Annotated in this window: 17 protein-coding genes, 1 pseudogene and 1 riboswitch; of the genes and pseudogenes, 15 read left to right on the plus strand and 3 right to left on the minus strand. The window is 48.1% G+C overall.

Features of this window, described 5'->3' with window-relative positions; all coding sequences use genetic code 11:
• The first annotated feature begins 40 nt into the window (after window positions 1-40).
• The 3 genes from ACFSB2_RS07025 to ACFSB2_RS07035 all read left to right on the plus strand — a co-directional run bounded on the left by ACFSB2_RS07025 (window position 41) and on the right by ACFSB2_RS07035 (window position 3,622).
• On the plus strand, window positions 41-1,591 hold the full coding sequence (locus tag ACFSB2_RS07025; RefSeq protein ID WP_377942324.1) for an AMP-binding protein: 1,551 nt from the start codon (window positions 41-43) through the stop codon (window positions 1,589-1,591).
• Window positions 1,592-1,703: 112 nt separating this feature from the next.
• Window positions 1,704-2,654, plus strand: a complete 951-nt coding sequence (locus ACFSB2_RS07030; protein ID WP_377942325.1) for a Tle-like phospholipase domain-containing protein — start codon at window positions 1,704-1,706, stop codon at window positions 2,652-2,654.
• Between the two features lie 17 nt (window positions 2,655-2,671).
• Window positions 2,672-3,622 carry an alpha/beta hydrolase gene (locus ACFSB2_RS07035; protein WP_377942326.1) on the plus strand — a complete coding sequence of 317 codons (951 nt, stop codon included), beginning with the start codon at window positions 2,672-2,674 and terminating at the stop codon, window positions 3,620-3,622.
• 13 nt (window positions 3,623-3,635) lie between these two features.
• Here the strand turns inward: ACFSB2_RS07035 and ACFSB2_RS07040 are convergent, their stop codons facing one another.
• Complete coding sequence (locus tag ACFSB2_RS07040; protein WP_377942327.1) at window positions 3,636-4,439, minus strand: AAA family ATPase; 804 nt, start codon at window positions 4,437-4,439, stop codon at window positions 3,636-3,638.
• A gap of 183 nt (window positions 4,440-4,622) precedes the next feature.
• Here ACFSB2_RS07040 and ACFSB2_RS07045 point away from each other — a divergent pair, with 183 nt between their 5' ends.
• From ACFSB2_RS07045 to ACFSB2_RS07085, 9 genes and pseudogenes are all read left to right on the plus strand, one after another.
• Window positions 4,623-5,186, plus strand: coding sequence for a cob(I)yrinic acid a,c-diamide adenosyltransferase (locus ACFSB2_RS07045; protein WP_377942328.1), 564 nt, complete (start codon window positions 4,623-4,625; stop codon window positions 5,184-5,186).
• Between the two features lie 526 nt (window positions 5,187-5,712).
• Entirely contained in the window at window positions 5,713-7,005 is a 1,293-nt protein-coding gene (locus ACFSB2_RS07050; protein WP_377942329.1) for an ABC transporter substrate-binding protein, read from the plus strand.
• An 83-nt stretch (window positions 7,006-7,088) separates the two neighbouring features.
• Window positions 7,089-8,051, plus strand: coding sequence for a carbohydrate ABC transporter permease (locus tag ACFSB2_RS07055; protein WP_377942330.1), 963 nt, complete (start codon window positions 7,089-7,091; stop codon window positions 8,049-8,051).
• An 11-nt stretch (window positions 8,052-8,062) separates the two neighbouring features.
• Window positions 8,063-8,887: a carbohydrate ABC transporter permease gene (locus ACFSB2_RS07060; protein WP_377942331.1), complete on the plus strand. Its 825-nt coding sequence runs from the start codon at window positions 8,063-8,065 to the stop codon at window positions 8,885-8,887.
• Window positions 8,888-9,090: 203 nt separating this feature from the next.
• A complete protein-coding gene (locus ACFSB2_RS07065) occupies window positions 9,091-9,588 on the plus strand; it encodes a GNAT family N-acetyltransferase (protein ID WP_377942332.1) in 498 nt (165 codons plus the stop codon).
• Between the two features lie 156 nt (window positions 9,589-9,744).
• The gene (locus ACFSB2_RS07070; protein ID WP_377942333.1) at window positions 9,745-10,623 is read left to right on the plus strand and encodes a GNAT family N-acetyltransferase; all 879 of its coding nucleotides are present in this window, start codon (window positions 9,745-9,747) and stop codon (window positions 10,621-10,623) included.
• A 323-nt stretch (window positions 10,624-10,946) separates the two neighbouring features.
• Window positions 10,947-11,180 (plus strand): annotated as a pseudogene (locus ACFSB2_RS07075) (GNAT family N-acetyltransferase); the annotation flags it as partial.
• Window positions 11,181-11,451: 271 nt separating this feature from the next.
• The gene (locus ACFSB2_RS07080) at window positions 11,452-12,771 is read left to right on the plus strand and encodes a helix-turn-helix domain-containing protein (protein WP_377942334.1); all 1,320 of its coding nucleotides are present in this window, start codon (window positions 11,452-11,454) and stop codon (window positions 12,769-12,771) included.
• A gap of 566 nt (window positions 12,772-13,337) precedes the next feature.
• A complete protein-coding gene (locus ACFSB2_RS07085) occupies window positions 13,338-13,709 on the plus strand; it encodes an RNA-guided endonuclease InsQ/TnpB family protein (RefSeq protein ID WP_377942335.1) in 372 nt (123 codons plus the stop codon).
• A gap of 99 nt (window positions 13,710-13,808) precedes the next feature.
• On the opposite strand, the gene ACFSB2_RS07090 is transcribed toward ACFSB2_RS07085, so the two are convergent.
• Window positions 13,809-14,057, minus strand: coding sequence for a hypothetical protein (locus ACFSB2_RS07090; RefSeq protein ID WP_377942336.1), 249 nt, complete (start codon window positions 14,055-14,057; stop codon window positions 13,809-13,811).
• Between the two features lie 1,157 nt (window positions 14,058-15,214).
• Window positions 15,215-16,450, minus strand: a complete 1,236-nt coding sequence (locus tag ACFSB2_RS07095; RefSeq protein WP_377942337.1) for an MFS transporter — start codon at window positions 16,448-16,450, stop codon at window positions 15,215-15,217.
• 190 nt (window positions 16,451-16,640) lie between these two features.
• Here ACFSB2_RS07095 and liaF point away from each other — a divergent pair, with 190 nt between their 5' ends.
• The 3 genes from liaF (at window position 16,641) to ACFSB2_RS07110 (ending at window position 19,273) form a co-directional block, all read left to right on the plus strand.
• Window positions 16,641-17,501, plus strand: coding sequence for a cell wall-active antibiotics response protein LiaF (liaF, locus tag ACFSB2_RS07100; protein ID WP_377942338.1), 861 nt, complete (start codon window positions 16,641-16,643; stop codon window positions 17,499-17,501).
• 2 nt (window positions 17,502-17,503) lie between these two features.
• Complete coding sequence (locus ACFSB2_RS07105) at window positions 17,504-18,538, plus strand: sensor histidine kinase (protein ID WP_377942339.1); 1,035 nt, start codon at window positions 17,504-17,506, stop codon at window positions 18,536-18,538.
• 105 nt (window positions 18,539-18,643) lie between these two features.
• Window positions 18,644-19,273, plus strand: a complete 630-nt coding sequence (locus ACFSB2_RS07110) for a response regulator (protein WP_377942340.1) — start codon at window positions 18,644-18,646, stop codon at window positions 19,271-19,273.
• Window positions 19,274-19,329: 56 nt separating this feature from the next.
• Window positions 19,330-19,465, plus strand: a riboswitch (FMN riboswitch).
• Window positions 19,466-19,622: the final 157 nt, after the last annotated feature.

Genomic DNA, 19,622 nt, shown 5'->3' on the forward strand with positions numbered 1-19,622 from the left:
TGCATTTTTAAGATAAAAATCCCATCCAGAGGTGACCACCATGTCAAAACTGATTCAAGATACGCTTGAACGTTTATCCACAAGCCATGACAACGCACGAATCTGGGACGATAGCCAAGGCCGCTGGTTCACACACAATGAGCTGCTGGTCCGCACCGGACAGTTGGCAACTTGGTTGGGAAAGGAGCACGTGCAGAAAGGTGAGCGCGTGTTAGTTGCTGGCAGCAACACATTCGCGTTTGTGACGGCATATCTGGGCGTGATATTGTCTGGTCGCGTGGCAGTGCCCGTTCATGCGGATGCCACACAACACGAATGGAGTCGTTTGATGGAACAAAGCGAAGCGAAAGCGGCCGTCGTGACTGTGGACACAGAGAATGGCGATGCCCTTTGCCGGGAAGCGTCTATGCATCATTTGCCTTATATTCGGGTCGGAGCCGACGGCGTGCTCCTCGGTTGTCCACTGATGGCGACATCCAAAAATTCCGGTTTTGCCTACGAAATAGACGACGAGGCAGCCGCCGTTATGCTCTTTACTTCCGGAACAACTGGGCGACCAAAAGGTGTTACATTGAGTCATCGGATTATGCGGGCAAACGCGGACAATGTCATTCGCAGCCATGCGCTGACCGATGCAGATACTGCGTATTGTTTTTTGCCGCTGTTTCATATCAATGCACAGGTGGTCGTGCTGTGGTCGACTTTGTTGTCTGGTGGTCAGCTGATTTTACAGCGCAAATTCAGCGCCCGCCGCTTCTGGTCCACGATTGCGGCAAACCAGATCACGTGGGTCTCAGCGGTTCCAGCCATCATCACCATTCTGCTGCAAACTTCAGGACCGGTTTCAACGACGACGTTGCGTTTTGTCAGGTCGGCTTCAGCGCCCCTGCCAGCGAACACCTTGCGGCAGTTTGAACAGCGTTTTGGCATTCCAGTGATTGAATCGTATGGCATGACGGAAGCCGCAAGCCAAATTTGCGTCAATCCGTTGCCACCGCAACCGCGCAAAGCAGGTTCTGTTGGCTTGCCATATGGCGTTGAATTGAAGGTGGTCAATGACCAGTTTGAAACATTGCCGCCAAACGAAACAGGGGAAATCGCCTTGCGTGGTCAATCTGTCATTTCGGAATACGCTGGTGGTGCAGGAGCAGATTCATTTGTCGATGGGTGGTTTTTAACTGGCGACATTGGGTATCGTGATAATGATGGGTACGTCTACCTTGTCGCACGCAAAAAAGAACTGATCAATCGAGCTGGTGAAAAAGTCAGTCCGCGGGAAATCGAGGAAGTCTTGTTGACGCACGCCAACGTGAAACAGGCCGCAGTCATCGGCGTTCCAGATGCAGTGCTCGGTGAGCGAATTGTCGCATATGTCACGGTGCATCAAGCAATGCTTGTATCCGACATGCGCGAATCGCTCAACAAAATTTGCTTGGAGTTATTAAGTAAATTCAAGCGACCATCCGAAATCTGCATTGTCGAACAATTGCCCACCGGGGCCACTGGTAAAATTCAACGCCTGCGCCTGCGGCAGGAAATACTCAAGCAACAGGACACGGAAAAGAATGTCCACACCATTTCCAGTACGTGATATACTGTGACGACAGGTAGTTGGTACCAGGGACTGTATTCTGCGCGCGTAAATTGGTTTGTTTAAATTCGTACAGCAGAACAGCCACTGAAGGGATGAGACAAGCTTTAACATGTTGGCTTCCACATATTTTAGACGCATAATCGGTTTTACTGTGATGTTTGCCATTTTGTTCATTCCTTGCCGCTTTCTTGTCGTCCATGCAGTTGTCAATCACGAGAAAATCCCGTCGCCGCAAGAGAACCAAGCAAAAGATATCACCGGCGGCGTATATGATGGTGTGCTCATGAAAATGTCGGATTTGGCATATGCCAATCTGGACAGTTATCAAAATGATACACTGCAGGCACTGGATACGCTGTCGGCAGAAAAAAAGGGACCAAGTGGCATTTATCACCAGGTCGCATATGTAAATAAACATGATTGGCATGTGTCATATTCCGATGCAAATCGCTATTTTTTCTCTGATCTGAACAATTGGCGAATCATCGCCATTGATGATTTACACAACAAAAATGGATTTTACGCGATCGCGTTCCAAAAAGGAAATACGGTGGTCGTGGCCTTCCGGGGCACGGATGACGCTGCAGATCTGGTCAATGACGCAGGCATTTATCTTGATATGCCCGATTGGATCAATCAACTCAAGCCTGCCAAGAATTTCGTGGAGCAAGTGCGGACCAGTTTGCCTAAAGGGCAGTATAATGTCGTCTTCACGGGCCATTCTTTGGGCGCATGGCTGTCACAGCGGATGTATCTCGCATACCATGCCAAATATACGGATTGGCATGTGCTTGGGGCAACGGTATTTGACTCGATTGGAACACATTTCCACAAGCAGGTCGCCGATGTCGCCGACGTAAAGGATTACCGTTATCAGGGAGATGTTTTTAGCCACTACGGTTCTTCGTTGGGGCAGGAAATCAGGATTCCGAATCCGATGCCGGATCAATCCGTTTATGACAAACATCAGATGTATGATTTTTATGCCTATTTTTATCCCAAAACCAGGTTGATGAAATCGGTCGACGCCAATTCACAGGAAACTAGGAAATCCATGTAAAGCGAGGTCTTACGCGCATGGAAGAAGAACGGTTTCAACTGCGAACGCCAGATGACACAATGCTCTATTGTCGTCACTGGCCATCGTCTGATTTGGTGCGCACAATGGGTGTCATTGTCATACTACACGGTATGGGTGAGCATATTGGCCGCTATGATGGGTTTGCTCGCGCGCTGGCATCCTCCGGTTATCACGTCGTGGGATATGACCAACGAGGGCATGGAGATACAGGTGGGCAAGAGGGGACTCGCGGGTATTTAGGAGTAGACGGATTTACACGTCTTGTCCAAGACACGCATTTGGTTGTTCAACATGTCCGAGCTCAGTATGGTAAAACACCTGTTGTGTTGTTCGGACACAGTATGGGATCTTTTGTAGCGCAAGCGTATCTGAATGAATTTGGCAAGCATCTGGATGCATGCATCTTATCCGGCACAACCGGATCTCAGGGGCCAATATTGCAGTTGGGACGCTTTATCGCCAAGTTGTACGCGCGGCAAAATGGCCCAATCGCTTCAAGTAAAATGCTCACAAGATTGACATTTGGCATGTACAATCGCCAATTTCGCCCCAATCAAACCGCATATGATTGGCTTTCGAGCGATGCGAACGAAATCCAGGCCTTTCTGGCGGATCCCCTCTGCGGCTTTCCCTTGTCTGCCGCCTCCATGTATGATCTGTTTACTGCTCTGCAAACCATTTACCGTCCACAGGCCTTGCGGCAGATTCCGTCACGTTTGCCGATTTTACTGATTTCCGGGGAAGAAGATCCATTGAGTCGGCGCGGCAAAGGTGTTCGCCGCTTGGTTCGCGCCTACGGGAAAGCTGGCCTAAAAAATATACATTATCAACTCTATGCAAAAGCGCGACATGAACTATTGCACGAAACGATTCGCGAACTGGTATATCAGGATGTCCTCAGCTGGCTGCGCAATGCCTTGGCGGGAACAGAGCACAAACGGAAATAATGCGAAATATTTGTCAGCTGAGGTGACGAAGAAACTGTTCGGGACGATTGAGAAAATCGCGCATCAGATTGACATGGTCCAAATCGTCGTAGGCGACCGAATGAATGGGCGGATCGTCAAAATTGTAAATTTGCGCACCGGGTATGGCCATCAGAATGGGCGAGTGCGTGGCAATGATAAATTGGCAGCCTTGCTTGGTCCAATCGACAATCATGGACAGCAAAGCAAGTTGTTTCATAGGGGAGAGTGGGGTCTCTGGCTCGTCCAGTAGATACAATCCATTCGGCCTGACTCGTGACTGAAACAGTGAAAGAAAGCTTTCCCCATGTGACATGTGTTCCAGACCATCCCCATGCGCCTGCTTCAGTTCAGAGAGTGATTTCAGCAATGGAAGCTTGGCTAGCGAAGCAGACAGCCCTTCTCTATCTTTGTATTCCTCAGTGACCTCCGCCAAGCGCGCTTCTAGATCTTTGCGCATCCAATCAATTTGTCGCGTATAGCCAATAAAGTCTTCAGCCCGCAAAAAAAACCCTGTCCGTGTTCGTTTGTTCCATACGAGTTTCAATGCATCCGCCAACGACTTAGCTGGCTCCATGTGCGCGTCGGTCTGCACGCTTTCCATGCCAACCGTGATGGACTGTGCTGCCACCGCAACAGATTCCAAAAGCGTAGATTTTCCCGTGCCGTTCTCTCCGACAAACAGCGTGACAGATTGATTGAGTGTCATTTCATGCAAAGGTGCAATAGAAGGAATGGTAAATGGGAACTGACAGCGTTCAGTATCAGTCGCTTGGATGGTGAGTGCGCGCAAATGCATTGCAACCGCCTCCTTTGTTTGCTCTATATCATTTCCAGTATTGCAGACTCACGCGCAAGCAGCAAATGATATCTATCTTTCACTTGGTATATGGGATCACAAGTTTATTTGCTAAGATTTAAGTATCCATTGCACATCTGCACATCGTCATTTTACAAAATGCAAACAAAAGGAGCACATCATATGCGTATGTACACACGAGGCGGAGACAAAGGACAGACCGCGCTCATTGGCGGAATACGGCGATATAAGAATGACAAAAGGGTGGAGGCCTATGGCACGGTTGATGAAGCTGGTGCAGTAATTGGTCTTGCCAGCAGCTATCTGGAACAGGAAGGGCAGACCGACATCGTCGATGTCTTAACCACAATCCAACAGACCTTGTGGGATGTCGGGGCGGATCTGGCAGCCATCAACGACGAAAAATATACCTTTCGCACAAAAGAAGAAGCTGCGGCTGAATTAGAACCTTGGATTGATCAGTTCCAAGCGGAAGCTGATAAAATACAGAAGTTCGTACTGCGTGGCGGAACGCTTGGCGCAGCCCACCTGCACGTCGCCTGTACAGTTGTGCGTCGAGCAGAGCGACGAACGGTGGCATTGATGCAGGTGGAGGAAATCCACACGCCGACGCTAAAATATTTAAACCGTCTATCCGACCTGCTTTTCGTCCTTGCTCGCGCGGTCAATGCAAGACATGTGCGAAAAGATGTGGCGTACCAAAACAGTACAGATGTATTCCGTTGATAGACCGCCATGCGTGATGGATCCGGACACACGGTCATTCGTGTGCCCGGTTTTTTACGCACGAAAATCAAAGCATGAAAACACATAATATTTCATATGTTTTCATGCTGAATTTTGTTTATAAACTAGACAAATGAGAAAGTGGGGCGTATAATATATAACAAATTTCAAACATACAACTGTTTAGGCGCAATCAAAGTAAGACTGGTAAAATCGACCTGGATTTTGACAATTCAATATTGTGGCTTATGTATCCCTCAACCAATATGGTCACGGGAACACATCTTTGTTTACACTGAACACCACAATTGGCAAATCCATTTCTTCTTTGAAGCAATCTCCTCACACTTTGCAGCACGACTTCCTTCTAAATACCTTTTCCGTACCGAATCCATTGGTTAGAGGGCGCAATCAGCCTTGTGTAACGCTCAACTGTGCATAGGCATTACCATTATTTCGTTTATAGAAATTTCCGAAACAAGAAATTGTAGACTCATCAATTCATCAATTTGATGGGGGTGTAATCATGAACAAGAAAGCGATTTCTGTCCCACTTTGTACCGTCGGTCTTTTAAGCCTGATCAGTGGATGTGGTTCCGAGCAAACATCATCATCTGCCAACCATGTCATCCAACTGACTGCGTGGTATGTAGAAGGATCCGCCACGGGCGACGAAACATTGAAATTGGTCAAAGAGTTTAATGAGACCCACAAAAATATTCATGTCAATGCCACGTATGTGGCCTCAAATGGCCAAAATGCGCAAAAACTGATTGCCGCCATCGCCGGAGGAAACCCGCCTGACGTGGCCGAAGTCGACAGTTTGACCATTCCTGAATACGCCTCCAAAGGCGCATTGGTCGATCTCGCTCCATACGCGAAAGCGGATGGTGTGAAAAAATCACAGTATATCCCTGCCGTGTGGGATTCCAACAGTTACAACGGCGACTTGTACGCCATGCCCTGGTATACAGATGTTCGCTTTTTATTTTGGAATAAGACACTCTTCCAAAAGGCTGGTCTCAACCCGAACGATCCGCCAAAAACCATCGCGCAACTGGACAAAGACGCGGCTAAGCTGACCAAAGTCAATCAGCAGGGAAACATCACACAAGCTGGCTTCGTTCCCTGGGAGAGCCAAGGTGCAAGCTATTACACCTGGGCATGGGCATTTGGCGCAAACTTTGTCAACAAGTCCGGGAAACTGAACTTGGCTTGTCCAAAAGGGGTGCAATCATTTGTCTGGCAGCAGCAGTTTGCCAAAAAATACGGCATTTCACGCCTCAACGCGTTTGTCAGTTCAGTTCCGCAAAGTATCGATCCGTTCAATGCCGGCAAGCTGGCGATGGAGATTAACGGAGAATTTGCCATCGCGACCTTGCGGCAACAGGCGCCCAATCTGAAATACGGTGTCGAGCCCATTCCAACCGTCGACGGCAAAGGGACAACCTGGTCAGGGGGCATTTCCTGGGCTGTTCCTACAGGATCAAAGCATCCAAAAGCGGCGTTTGAATTTATGAAGTGGTTGAATCAACCCAAGCAAGAGATGGAATTCAACAAGGTGAGCACTGAGTATCCGCCGCTCATCTCCATGGTTAAAAATCTGGGGAAGCCAGGTGACATCATTGTCAATCAGACGGTAGATAAACTGGCGGCAAAACTGCTCCCTGAAACCCACACGCGCCCTGTCACACCTTTTGGCGGCGAACTGTGGGATGACCTGTTGCAGGCGCAAAGCAATGTGACGAATGATCAGTCCGCCAATCCAAAATCTGTGTTGGAGGCCATCGACAACAAATTCAATGCGCAACAACAATAGCAACAACATGTGAAACAGCGCTTCGATGCCAACCACAGCACAGTTCTATCTGCTGCAAAAAGCACATGAGGGAGGCAGGGCACATGTCGCTATCAAATGCAACTACACAAAGTAATGTCACTAAGAAAAGCAAACGTCGCAAAAGCAGCAATCCATTGCGCCGCCAACAACAGACAGCTGGTTTTTTATTTTCACTTCCCTGGATGGTCGGTTTGCTTTTCTTGTTTATCGTCCCGATCATCGCTTCACTATATTTCAGTTTGACAGATTACAGTATCCTGAAACCCGGCAATTTCATCGGCCTCCAAAACTACAAGGCGCTGTTTCTGGATCCCACATTCTTAAAAAGCATGCGGGTGACTTTCTATTACACTGTGGTCTATGTGCCACTTTCCATCATTCTCGGCGTTTTAGTGTCCATGCTGTTGAACGTCAAATTTAAAGGACAGGCGTTGTTTCGCACCGCTGTATTTGTGCCAAGTCTGGTTCCAGTCATTGCCATCATGATCATCTGGAACTGGCTACTAAATCCGGAAATCGGCGTCGTCAACTGGTTTTTAGAATTGTTTGGCATCCACGGTCCCGGTTGGTTTTCGAGCGAAACCTGGGCGATGCCAGCCCTGGTGCTCGTCAGTTTGTGGACTGGCGTTGGCGGATCGACCGTGATTTATCTCGCTGGTTTAAAAGACGTGCCCAAGGAATTGTACGATGCGGCAGACGTGGACGGCGCTGGTCTATGGTATAAAGCGAAATATGTGACCTTGCCACTCCTGACACCCGTGATTTTCTTTCAACTCATCATGGGGATCATCGGCGCGTTCCAGCAGTTCAACTTGCCTTTCTTGGTCAGCGGCGGCAACGGCAATCCGAACGATTCTTTGATGTTTTTCGGCATGTACCAGTACAACACCGCCTTTTCCTATCTCAAGATGGGGTACGCATCTGCTCAAGCTTGGATCATGTTTATTGTCATCATGCTCATCACCCTGATCATTTTCCGCAGCCAAGCGCGCTGGGTGTTCTACCAAGGCAAAAAGGAACGATAGGGGGAACTTCCATGACGATCAGACCCGCTAAAATTGTTGGATATATCGCGGTCATCATCATTGCGATATTCAGTATCTTTCCGTTTGTCTGGATGATCTCGACTTCACTCAAACCGGATGCCCAATTGTCGGCGTCGCCACCGGTATGGATTCCGCATCCGTTCGTATGGAAAAATTGGCTCAACGCCGTTAGAGATATTCCGTTTCCACACTATCTGTGGAACACGTTTTATATCACTGGGTTGTCCACGCTTGGCGCCATGTTGGTCAATCCGATGGTCGCATACAGTTTGGCGCGCATTCAGTGGTTTGGGCAAAAATGGCTGTTTGGTTTGACGATTGCCGTCATGATGCTACCGGCCACCGTGACCATGATTCCCCTCTATGTGGAGTGGACAAAAGTCGGGTTGGTCGGCACACCATGGCCACTGATTCTCGGCAACTTCCTGGGGAGTCCATTTATGATCTTTCTCTTGCGCCAATTCTATTTAGGTCTGCCGACAGATCTCGAAGATGCCGGCCGAATTGACGGCTTGAGTGAGTACGGCATCTTTTTCCGAATCATGTTGCCACTTTCGATGCCTGGCGTCTTGACCGTCGGATTATTTCAGTTCATGGCCTCGTGGGGGGACTTTATGGGACCGCTGATTTATCTGAACAAAAACAGCCAGTACACCATCTCCATTGGCATGCAGCAGTTTCAGACACAGCACACAGTGATGATGCAGGAATTGATGGTTGTCGCGCTGCTCACGACGATTCCCATCATCGCCATTTACTTTTTCGTACAAAAACGTTTCATCGAAGGAATCACGTTTTCTGGCATCAAGGGCTAAAGCGCGGATAAACGCACCAGACTTTTCCATCTAAAACCCGCCCCGACAATTGGGGCGGGTTATTTTATAGTGAATATCCTCCTGTTGGAGACATGTAAAAAATCGCCTAGGAAATGTAGTTGCTTTTTTGCTTGTCAGCATATACGCTCCGAATCAGAGTGATGCGTATCACGCATGGATACGCTACGGAGGGGATTTGGGCCTTGATAAACATTCGTGATGCGCAAATCACAGATTTGCCGGATCTTTTGCGGATATACAACCAAGCGATTCTAACGACCACGGCCACTTTCGACATTGAAGTACAGACGCTGGCAGCACGAACAGAATGGTTCCATCATTACGGCGGACAATACCCGCTGATTGTGGCGGAAGAAAATGGCGAAATCAGAGGATATGCTTCCTTGTCTCGCTTCCGTGAAAAAGAAGCGTATGCGCGAACAGTGGAATCTTCTGTTTACATAGATGAACAGGCACACGGCAGGGGGATTGGCAAAGCACTGATGCAGGAACTGTTGCAGCGGGCAGTTGCCTTGCATCATCACGTGGTCATTGCCAGCATCACGAGCGGAAATGAGACAAGTGTGCGGTTACACACCAAACTGGGCTTTGAATTTGTCGGACGCCTCAAGGAAGTAGGGTATAAGTTCGACAAGTGGCAAGATGTTGATTATTACCAGATATTCTTGCCAAATTGTTGAATAGGCTGGGAGAGATGTCGAACCAGCGCATGGTAGAATCCTGTACAGAGCATTTTGTACAGGATTTTTTTGTTCAAGGTAACAAACAGAGGAAGCACTACGATATGCTCAACCATTGGAACTCATCTGGAAGAATTGAAAGGGGATGTGGCAATTGTGCTCAGCGAATTGACAAATGAAGATACCCCGCAAGTTGCAGTGTTAATCCGACAACACCTGGCAATGATTCCTCCGTTCATTATTCCAAGTCATGACGAAATCATATCCATCATCCGAGATCCCATGCATTATCACAGACTGTGGTATCCGGAAACTGTTCCAGATTCATATCGCACTCCTTGTTTTGTTGCAAAGACGAATGAAACGGTTGTCGCAGCGGTACAACTTCTTTTACCGGATGATACATCATCTCCAGCCGCCATGTTTTGGATGGTAGGGCTAGAGGAATATCAGGCACACGTCCTAGAATTTATCAATGAGGTCATTTCACTTCTACGCGAAGAAAATCGATCGTTGCTCCAATCAACGCGCAACCCGTTCGCTCCCGGATGGCAGGGTATTGCAGATTGTTGGACCCACTTGCTGACTCCATTCAACCAAGCGGATTGCAAGCTAACAAGCGAACAGTGGGTTATGTATTGGTGCAACGAGGACAAAATGACAGCATCTGAGCGTCCATATGACTACACACTCACCACAAAATCGCAGAACCAACGTGACTTTGAGCTTCTCATGAGCCGGGACAGTCAACAGGTAGCAGAAGCAGATATTTGGTTTCCCGCTCCTGCGTGTGGCTCACTTATGGAGGCTGGTGTTGCCGACCTGGAATATATCAAAGTCGACGGGGCGCATCGACGTAAAGGACTCGGTGGCGCGATGTTGACTGCTGCAATGCAAGAAGCTTGTAAGAGGAATTTCCGAACACTCATTTTATGGACAGAAGAAGACAATGAGGCGATGAAGAACCTCGCTGAGAAGTCCGGGTTCACAAGAGGGCCAGTTTTGAATTGGTTGACGCTCGATCTCGCAAACTGATTCGCAAATCGCCTGTGTAAACAAATACTTGAGCGATATGGGATGAAATGGGGCAGCATTTCTATAATGAAGCGAAATCTGAGACTTAAAGAAATAAGCGAAAATGCACCCTAGGAGGCTATATTTATGATAGATTTTTGCGAAATTACATGGGACAACTGGGAAGAATGCATCGGACTGCGAGTTACGGAAGAATAAGATGATTTTATTGCAGACAACATCTACAGTAATGCAGAGTCATATGTCGCTTTGCTAAATGATGAACTACCGCCAATGACATATGCTATCTATAATGATAACACGATGATGGTGACGAATTCTGCTATGGGATATGTCGATTTATGATTGATAAGCGCTTTCAAGGAAAGGGATATGGTAAGGCGGCGTTGATAAGAGCAATTGAGATGTTTAGGAGATCCCCACAAGGGGAAGCATCAACAGTTTACCTTTCCTATAATCCGGAGAACAATAGAGCGAGAAAACGATACAAAAGCTTCGGCTTTGTGGAAACAGGTGCAATAAAGAATGGTGAAGTTGTCGCGAAATTGGTCTTATGACTCTGAATGCAGGTTCCAAAGAAGTCCCTGCAGTGTAGGGATAAAGGGATAACAATTACCATAATGTCCAATAAATTTAAAAGCAACAGAAGAACAGGGAATATTATGCCGCATCAACTCAACCAATGGTAGAGTGTTTATAAACCTGTGGTTGAGAAGACGAGATGTGTCGCACGATCAGGCATTCAACCACTGGTCGATTGCTCGATGGAATTTGTCTGTGTCATGCTCCTAGCAAATAACCTCAAACTCGAATGAAGGGGAGAAAGACATGCTGGATCTAAACGCGTTGGGTGAACGCGTAAAACAGTTTCGCTTACACCTGGGAATGACACAGCAAGAACTTGGGGATCAGCTTGGGGTTTCCGCGCAGGCAGTATCGAAGTGGGAGAATGGATTGGCGGCGCCGGACATTACGCTACTGCCTGCGATGTCGGCGTGTTTTGGCATATCCATCGACACGCTACTCGGTGCGAATCCACCATTGAAGGCCGCTGAAGAATCGTCGCACACCGGGGAAGTGAATGAGATGCAAACCGGGGAAGTCACGCACGCAGAAGCATCCCCCGCAAATATCAGCCCGGACCTCCAAGCAGGCCAACGCATGGAGACTTTCCGTACCCAACTGGTTGCGGATCTTCGTACGGAAATTATGGAGGGGATGCGTGACGCATTGGTTGACCAGGTCCGCAACCGTGTCAAAGAAATTCCAACGCGAATCCGCTCCAAGGGATTCCGAGCTCTGTGGTACGGGAAGACGCGTACTGCGGCGACGCCGCCGAGGAATGATGCGGACTTAACCAATTCTGACCTCGAACCAAAGACGATGGATGACGAATGCGACCGCCATCACCTAGAACGTGACTCCAGCTACAACAAAGATGAGAGGAAGCGTACGAAGCATCAGGCCAACTATGATAAGGGCGAGAACCATTGTGCGGAGTGTCACACCAACTACGATATTGATGAGCATCACTGCATGGAATGTCATGCCAACTACGATGAGAGCGAGAACCATTGTGCGGAGTGTCATGCCAACTACGATAAGGACGAGAATCATTGCATGGAGTGTCATGCCAACTACGATGAGAGCGAGAACCATTGTGCGGAGTGTCATGCCAACTACGATAAGGACGAGAATCATTGCATGGAGTGTCATGCCAACTACGATGAGAGCGAGAACCATTGTGCGGAGTGTCACACCAACTACGATATTGATGAGCATCACTGCATGGCGTGCCATACCAACTACGATGAGAGCGAAAATCATTGTACGGAATGTCACACCAATTACGACAAGGACGAGAATCATTGCATGGAGTGTCATACTAACTACGATGAGAGCGAAAATCATTGTACGGAATGTCACACCAATTACGACAAGGACGAGAATCATTGCATGGAATGTCATACTAACTACGATGAGAGCGAAAATCATTGTACGGAATGTCACACCAATTACGACAAGGACGAGAATCATTGCATGGAGTGTCATACCAGCTATGATGAAGACGAGAACCACTGCATGGAATGTCACACCAACTACGATAAGGACGACGTGGATTGCCCCGGCTGTGTAGTGACACGGTAGGTTGATTCACTTGCGGTTTCATTGTGGGACTGACGGATCTTTTATAATATATCTGAAAATTAAGCAAAGGGAGGTGGATGAATGACAATACCACCGCTTCAAGAAATGCGAGTAGCATGTGAAACCCATTTGTTTCGGTCAGAGCAAGAGACGACCTCTAAAACGGTCACGAACGCTCGAACAATCGCACTGTAATTCCTGAATTATTCAGGTGGTATGATTCGATTTGCTGACCTTCGTTTAAGAACGTGAAACAAACACGACGATATTACTCTTGCGTCTTGCGTAGATCTTCTTGAACATTCGCGTGCGAATGTTCAAGGAGCATGTGCCGTATGACGAACGTGGTATATCGGAGTTCAACATTCATCGTCATAAAAACTACATACGCTTAGAAGACACAGTTTAGCGCTAATTCTATGTTTCGATGGGATTTGATTGAAGTGTATTCCGCTTTTTATCAGAAGCTCCGTAAACCCCATTGCTTTAGCTATGGGGACATAAGGCGCTCGCCGTTAGGCGAAATGTCTTTTAACGATCAACTAAACGTTAGATGACATAGTGGTATGCTACATGAATACATTGCGAATCAACGCAAGGATTACGCGCACAAAGTGTCTAGGAAATTGGTGAACAAGTATGGTCTGATCGCATTCGAGAACTTGAACACGCAGGGCATGGTCAAGAATCACCATCTGGCAAAGAGCATCGTTGATGCGTCTTGGAATCAACTCGTCAAATTCACCGCGTACAAAGCGGAAGAAGCTGGTCGTGGTGTTGTGCTGGTTGATCCCAAGAACACAAGTCAACTTTGCTCAAACTGCGGTGAAATGGTACCGAAGAAGCTCTCCGAACGTACCCATCATTGCGAACACTGCGGATACGTTCAGGACAGAGATATCAACGCCGCAAAAAACATTTTGAAGCGTGCAATATAGCGTTACTGGTTGGCTTGGACTGAGCCTTCAGGACATAACGTAGGCGGGTTGCGCCATGCGTGTTCTGAGAAGCCCCTGCCTTTAGGCATGGGGAGTTGGTCACGAAACATCATAAAAAGGGTTCTGAACGGTATTGGTTGAGGATACACTCCAAAAATCATATGTGTTCGCTGTCGGTTCGATTTCTCGTATGGCTTTGCGTAATTTATTACGTGCATCATGTGTGATTTCTGCATTTGTGTCGGAAATGAGTTGGTTTAAAATTTCCAATTCGATTCCGTATCGTTTTGCAAACTCCATTGGTTGTATTTCTTTTTCTTCTAACCATTTACTGAATTGCGTTTTCATTCTGTTCCACTCCCAAATGCACTATGTTTTTAGACATTGTTCGACATATTTCGATATAAAATTCATTATACACGAATCTATCTGAATTTTATTTCAATAAATTTAATAGCTTGTGAACATATACTTAATTTTATGTAAAGCAATCGTTGATCACGGAAAATGAACTGGGAAATAGAGTTATATTATGCCCCGTAGAGACCTTGCATTGGGGTTATCAACATAAATTGGTGTGAAATGCATGTTGTCCCCAAGTCTCAATGGTAAACCGGGGAGTAACTTACTACATTAACGGTTACATTCATCAGGAGCAGGTTAATTCAAGAAGATACAGAATTTATCACTGTACGTTTTTCCATAGGGGGGCAGGATATTTGAGGCGAAACAATGTAACCTCACTTTTCGCATATGTGTTGATTGTGATTGCTACGTATATCATCTATCTAATCCCTAACTATTTTTTCAGATACAATCAACATTCCAAATGGCAACTTTTAATCATGATTCCATTGTCATTTATTGTTATGATATCTTTCATCTTTACTGGAAGATACATTTTGAAAGCAAAGGCGTCTCCAGTCAAAAACACGTGTTCTGTGCTATTACCCTTTGTTATTGGTATCCTCTGCGCAGTTGAAATAGTGAATACGTCGACAAATGATATTAACCTGCTGGGTATGTATTTTGCGTATAACGCACCATTCTTAGCGTCCATAGAATTGATTGATCCAAACTTTTGGCTTGGCGCTCCACTTCTATTCATATCTTCAATCATTCCGTCAATTTTCTTCCTGCTAGGAATGGAATGGCAAGCAAAACTCAAAAGGTAGTAACGATTTGAGTAAGAATTGAAACCAAAAATCTCTAGTGATGCCCTCAAGCAACTGCTGATATGTTCAGTGACGGGCAACATAGTGCTATAAATGATGTAATTGATTCACCCAACTTGCTATTCATTAAGCGCGATCACGAAAGAGGCCAACGAATACAGATAAGCCGCCTTAAGCGGCTTTTGTCTTACTGTATTTTAAATGATACCAGTAACTAGAATATCAAAGAGGGAACAAACACAGTGTTTAATTGGCAAGTTCAATTGCTAACGACACTTTGAGTTGAACTGATATATCTAGTCCGACTGTTTTAGCTGATCCGTACAGCAATCAACCTTCCACTTGTGACGGCATGTGTTCGACAGGTGCGAATGCAGCTTGAAGATCTTCGCGAATTGGCAGACAAAACGTCAGTCCGGAGAGAATGCTCATCGCCCCCATGCCGCAAAACACCGTCGTCAACGTCGTATGTGTCATGACAAAGCCTGCTATGGCCATGCCCACAGGCATCATCATGGAAAACAATGCACCGATGGCGCCGAAAGCCCGCCCGCGTAGAGACGCAGGTATAGATTGGATGACGACCGAGGAAAAGCCGCCATTGAGGGAACCAATTACAAAACCAATGCACACTGTGAGACAAGCGTCCCAAATCACACTCGCAAACAAGCCCATGCCCATGACGCATATCCCCGCAATCACAAGGCTGAACAGGAATAAATGACGCAGCGAGATCGACTTGATGATGCGTCCGAGGACCAATCCGCCTAAAATGACGCCGATGAAAAATGCTGCATTGACGATGCCAAGCTGTATCGGTGAACCGTGCATTGGCCCCTTCACCCAGGCGGTGAGCACAAGATCAAACGGCGCGGTCGCAAAATTGACGACCAGCGCTGCCACAAGTGTCAACAACAGAAAACGAGACTTCTGAAACATGACAATCCCACCGATGAACTCGCGGAAAAATGACCGTTTTTCATGAATCTCCACACTTTTTGCGGGATATTCTTTGACGCGAATCAGCAACAAACTGACCGTAGAAACGAGAAACGAGAACCCGTCAAAGAGAAAGAGCAGTGGCGCGCCAAGTAGCGTCAGCAACACACCGCCAGACAAGGTGCCCACCAATTGCGCCGTCGCAGAACCGGATTGTTCGATACCCATGGCCGTCGGGATGTCTTTTTCCGCCACAACCAGCGGTACAAACGCAGCTGCAGCCGGGCCAAAGAAACTGCCTACGCATTGCAAGAGAAACACAATCAGGACAATGGGCCACAAAGAAGCATGGACAACGCTGATGGCCATCAAGACCACACAGAGTACAACGCGTATGAAGTCAGCTGACAACATCGTCTTTCGCTTTGACCAACGGTCCACAAAAACGCCGGTAAACAGACTAGCCAAATTGGGCAATGATTGCGCGACACCAATCAAGGACAGATCTGCTTTTGATGCAGTGACGCTGTACACAAACCAAGGTAGAGCAATGCCAAACAGATTGTTGCCGAACGTTGAAACCAGTTGTCCTGTCAACAGTGTCACAAAGTGTCGATTCCTAAACACAAAAACGCCTCCGCCTGATGATCAAATCATTCTCCCATATCATACCGGAATGAAACGCATACAGAATCGGCCGTCAAGTACCCGCTCATCTCCGACTAAAGTCTGATCCCGGCTGCAACTCTATGTGGTTGTCATTCATCAAGAGAGCAGGTAGCATGAATCCACAAACATTTTAAAGAGGCGATAGAAAATGGGCCGTAATGCTGCGATTGGCAGCCTAGTTGTCATCATCGGAATTGTGTACTTGCTCATCCAAATGAATCTGATGCCCGTCAGCATCTCGTGGACTTCCGGCGCTGTATTGTGGCCGCTGTTGCTGGTGATCTTCGGCTGTTTCGGTTTAAACGAATTGGGCAGACGCCGCAAAATTCCCTGGGGTTCCTTGTTTATGATCGTGCTGGGGCTGGTGTACGCACTGAAAGGCACGGGGCAATTTCCGGGATTAAACCAGATAGGCTATTGGAGCTTGTTGTTCACACTAGCCGTCATCTTTATTGGTTTGTCATTCATCGTACCGCGGCGGCGAAAGCGTCGGGATGAACCATCCGTGCATAATGCAAACCAAGACGACGAGATGGAACTGTGGGAGGAATCGGAGGAGAACGACAGCAAAAAAAAAGATACAGACAGCACCAATGTGAAAACCGTTGAAGTGGTGGCTCGAAAAAAAGATAGAAATCAACGAAAAATGGAATGGCGGGTCATCGGCGATTTATCGCTTGGCAAATCAACTTGGGTGCTACACGATATGAATTTGTGGAACGGCATTGGCGATGTCCGCATCAATTTGGCCACAGCGCACATTGAGGACGGTTCGTACCAAATTGAGATCAGTGGATGGATAGGCGATGTCCGCGTGCTCGTGCCAGAAGATCTCCCTGTTTCCGTGGAAGCAGGCGTATCATTGGGAGACGTTGTGGTATTTGGCGACAGGAATTCTGGGACCGGCCGCTTCATTCAAGTGCAAGACGCGAATTTTGCCACTGCGTCCCGTCGCTGCCGCATCTTCATCGACTTGCGGATAGGGGACGTCGAAGTGGTCCGAGTATAGCCATGAACACCATTCGCATGCGTGTTGTCGCCACCTTTGTCACACTTGTTGCGTTGGCCTATCTCTGCGGGGTGCTGTTCACTCCGCTCATGCGCGAGTCAATCAGCAAACATCAGATGTATACTTGGTTGTTTGGCATCGGTATTGGATTGCTTCTGTTGACTGCCTTTGTCGGTTACCTGCTCGTTCAGACCATCCGCCGCCGCCTGTACGACCTCGAAGAGGCCGCCGTGCTCATTGCCGACGGCCGTTTGCACCATCGTGTGGTTTCGTTTGGCGGACAAGACGAGATCGACCATCTGGCCATTCAGTTTAATCGCATGGGCGAGCGCCTTGAACAACAGGTGGCTTTGTTGCAAAAAATGGCCGCCGAAAACGCCAGTTTAGCGCAAAGCGCAGAGCGGGCCGCGACGATGGAAGAACGCCAGCGCGTTGCCCGTGAACTGCACGATTCGGTCAGTCAACAGCTCTTTTCGCTGACTTTGCTTGCCGCAGCGGCACGCAATCAGAGCCAACAAGGTTCACCCCGATTGGCGGACACGGTGACACAGATTGAAAAGTTGGCCAATCAGGCCCAGCGAGAAATGCGGGCTTTGTTGCTGCACCTCCGGCCGATTGAATTGGAGGGCCGCTCACTCCTCGAAGCGGCGCCCGATTTTCTGCAAGCGGTCGCCGAGCGTCATGGTCTTGCTTGGACATTCGCCCATCATGGTGACGAAACGGTGCCTCAATCCATCGAGGAGCCGTTGTTCCGTATCCTGCAAGAATCTGTCGCCAACGTTTTAAAACATGCCGATGCAACCAGCGTCATGGTGCAACTGCTGGTGCAAACGAGCCGCTACGAACTGATCATCGCCGACGATGGCTGTGGCTTTGACAGTCAAGCGCAAATGGCTGGCGACACATATGGCATGACCGCCATGCGAGAGCGCGCGCTTCTGCTCGGTGGACGTTTGGAATTTTTGCCGCGCAATCCCGGCATGACTGTCAGGGTCATCATTCCGCGCGCCAGCGCGGTGGACCACCATGATGCGTAATGCGTCCCACACCAGCAGAAACACGCAATTCCCAGTCAATCAAGGCATCGCGAATGGCGCAGTACTAGGGTACCGCATTATTTTCAGGGTAGTGGAGGATGAATGATGATTCGCGTACTGATTGTGGACGATCACGATATTGTCCGCCTCGGCTTGACCAGCTATCTCGAAACGATAGCGGATATCGAAGTGGTCGGCGAAGCCGCAAATGGAGAGATGGCCGTACAGATGGCGATGCAGCTACAAGCGGACGTCATCTTGATGGATTTATTCATGCCCATCATGTCCGGCGTCGAAGCGATTATCGAGTTGAAGCGACGTGGCTGCTCAAGTCAGATTGTCGTGCTGACCAGTTCGGTGGAGGAACGCCTTGTGCTCGACGCGGTGCGTGCTGGCGCCTTGTCTTACATCCTGAAAACGAGCACGGCAGAGCAAGTTGGCACCGTGATTCGCCAGGCCGCCTCGGGGCAGCCCAATTTGGATGCTCAAGTGCAAAAAGCACTGATTGGACAAATGCAAGGACAGACGCAAAGCGCCTTGTGGGAAGAACTCACCGAGCGGGAACTGCAAGTGCTGCGCGCCATTGCCACGGGGCAGAACAATCAAGAAATCGCAGACAGTCTCGGCATCGGCATCAAAACCGTGAAAACGCATGTCAGCAACATCTTTATCAAGTTGGAGGTACAGGACCGGACCCAAGCGGCCATCTACGCCATCCGCCATCAGTTGGCATAGGTAGAAAAGCGGGCTTGCACTCGGGTTGACGTTGGACTATGATAAGTAAAAATTGCATATTCCTTCGGGGCAGGGTGAGGCTTTGGCCAATTCCCGATCGGTGGTGACGCATATGCGAAGTCCACGAGCCATTTGGCATGAACTGGTGAGAATCCAGTACCGACGGTATAGTCCGGATGAAAGAAGGAGACAGCTTGAGCGCTCTATTTGCAGTGTTCAGCTTGATTTGTCGCAACGTTTTGCAAAACGCTTGTCGATGACCGAAGCTGAAGCGCTGTCTGTGGAACGACTCTGGTTTTTGTCTATGATGATTGTGATGCCCCCTGTAATCTGCAGGGGGCTTTTTGAT

Origin of the sequence: Alicyclobacillus fodiniaquatilis (assembly GCF_042678105.1) — a bacterium.
GTDB classification, from domain to species: domain Bacteria; phylum Bacillota; class Bacilli; order Alicyclobacillales; family Alicyclobacillaceae; genus Alicyclobacillus; species Alicyclobacillus fodiniaquatilis.

Bases quoted from the DNA above. Each gene is read 5' to 3' on its own strand.
- liaF (WP_377942338.1), top strand. From the start codon at position 16,641: ATGGGCCGTAATGCTGCGATTGGCAGCCTAGTTGTCATCATCGGAATT.
- ACFSB2_RS07045 (WP_377942328.1), top strand. From the start codon at position 4,623: ATGCGTATGTACACACGAGGCGGAGACAAAGGACAGACCGCGCTCATT.
- ACFSB2_RS07060 (WP_377942331.1), top strand. From the start codon at position 8,063: ATGACGATCAGACCCGCTAAAATTGTTGGATATATCGCGGTCATCATC.
- ACFSB2_RS07040 (WP_377942327.1), bottom strand. From the start codon at position 4,439: ATGCATTTGCGCGCACTCACCATCCAAGCGACTGATACTGAACGCTGT.
- ACFSB2_RS07055 (WP_377942330.1), top strand. From the start codon at position 7,089: ATGTCGCTATCAAATGCAACTACACAAAGTAATGTCACTAAGAAAAGC.
- ACFSB2_RS07105 (WP_377942339.1), top strand. From the start codon at position 17,504: ATGAACACCATTCGCATGCGTGTTGTCGCCACCTTTGTCACACTTGTT.
- ACFSB2_RS07085 (WP_377942335.1), top strand. From the start codon at position 13,338: ATGCTACATGAATACATTGCGAATCAACGCAAGGATTACGCGCACAAA.
- ACFSB2_RS07030 (WP_377942325.1), top strand. From the start codon at position 1,704: ATGTTGGCTTCCACATATTTTAGACGCATAATCGGTTTTACTGTGATG.
- ACFSB2_RS07080 (WP_377942334.1), top strand. From the start codon at position 11,452: ATGCTGGATCTAAACGCGTTGGGTGAACGCGTAAAACAGTTTCGCTTA.
- ACFSB2_RS07050 (WP_377942329.1), top strand. From the start codon at position 5,713: ATGAACAAGAAAGCGATTTCTGTCCCACTTTGTACCGTCGGTCTTTTA.
- ACFSB2_RS07110 (WP_377942340.1), top strand. From the start codon at position 18,644: ATGATTCGCGTACTGATTGTGGACGATCACGATATTGTCCGCCTCGGC.
- ACFSB2_RS07090 (WP_377942336.1), bottom strand. From the start codon at position 14,057: ATGAAAACGCAATTCAGTAAATGGTTAGAAGAAAAAGAAATACAACCA.
- ACFSB2_RS07035 (WP_377942326.1), top strand. From the start codon at position 2,672: ATGGAAGAAGAACGGTTTCAACTGCGAACGCCAGATGACACAATGCTC.
- ACFSB2_RS07025 (WP_377942324.1), top strand. From the start codon at position 41: ATGTCAAAACTGATTCAAGATACGCTTGAACGTTTATCCACAAGCCAT.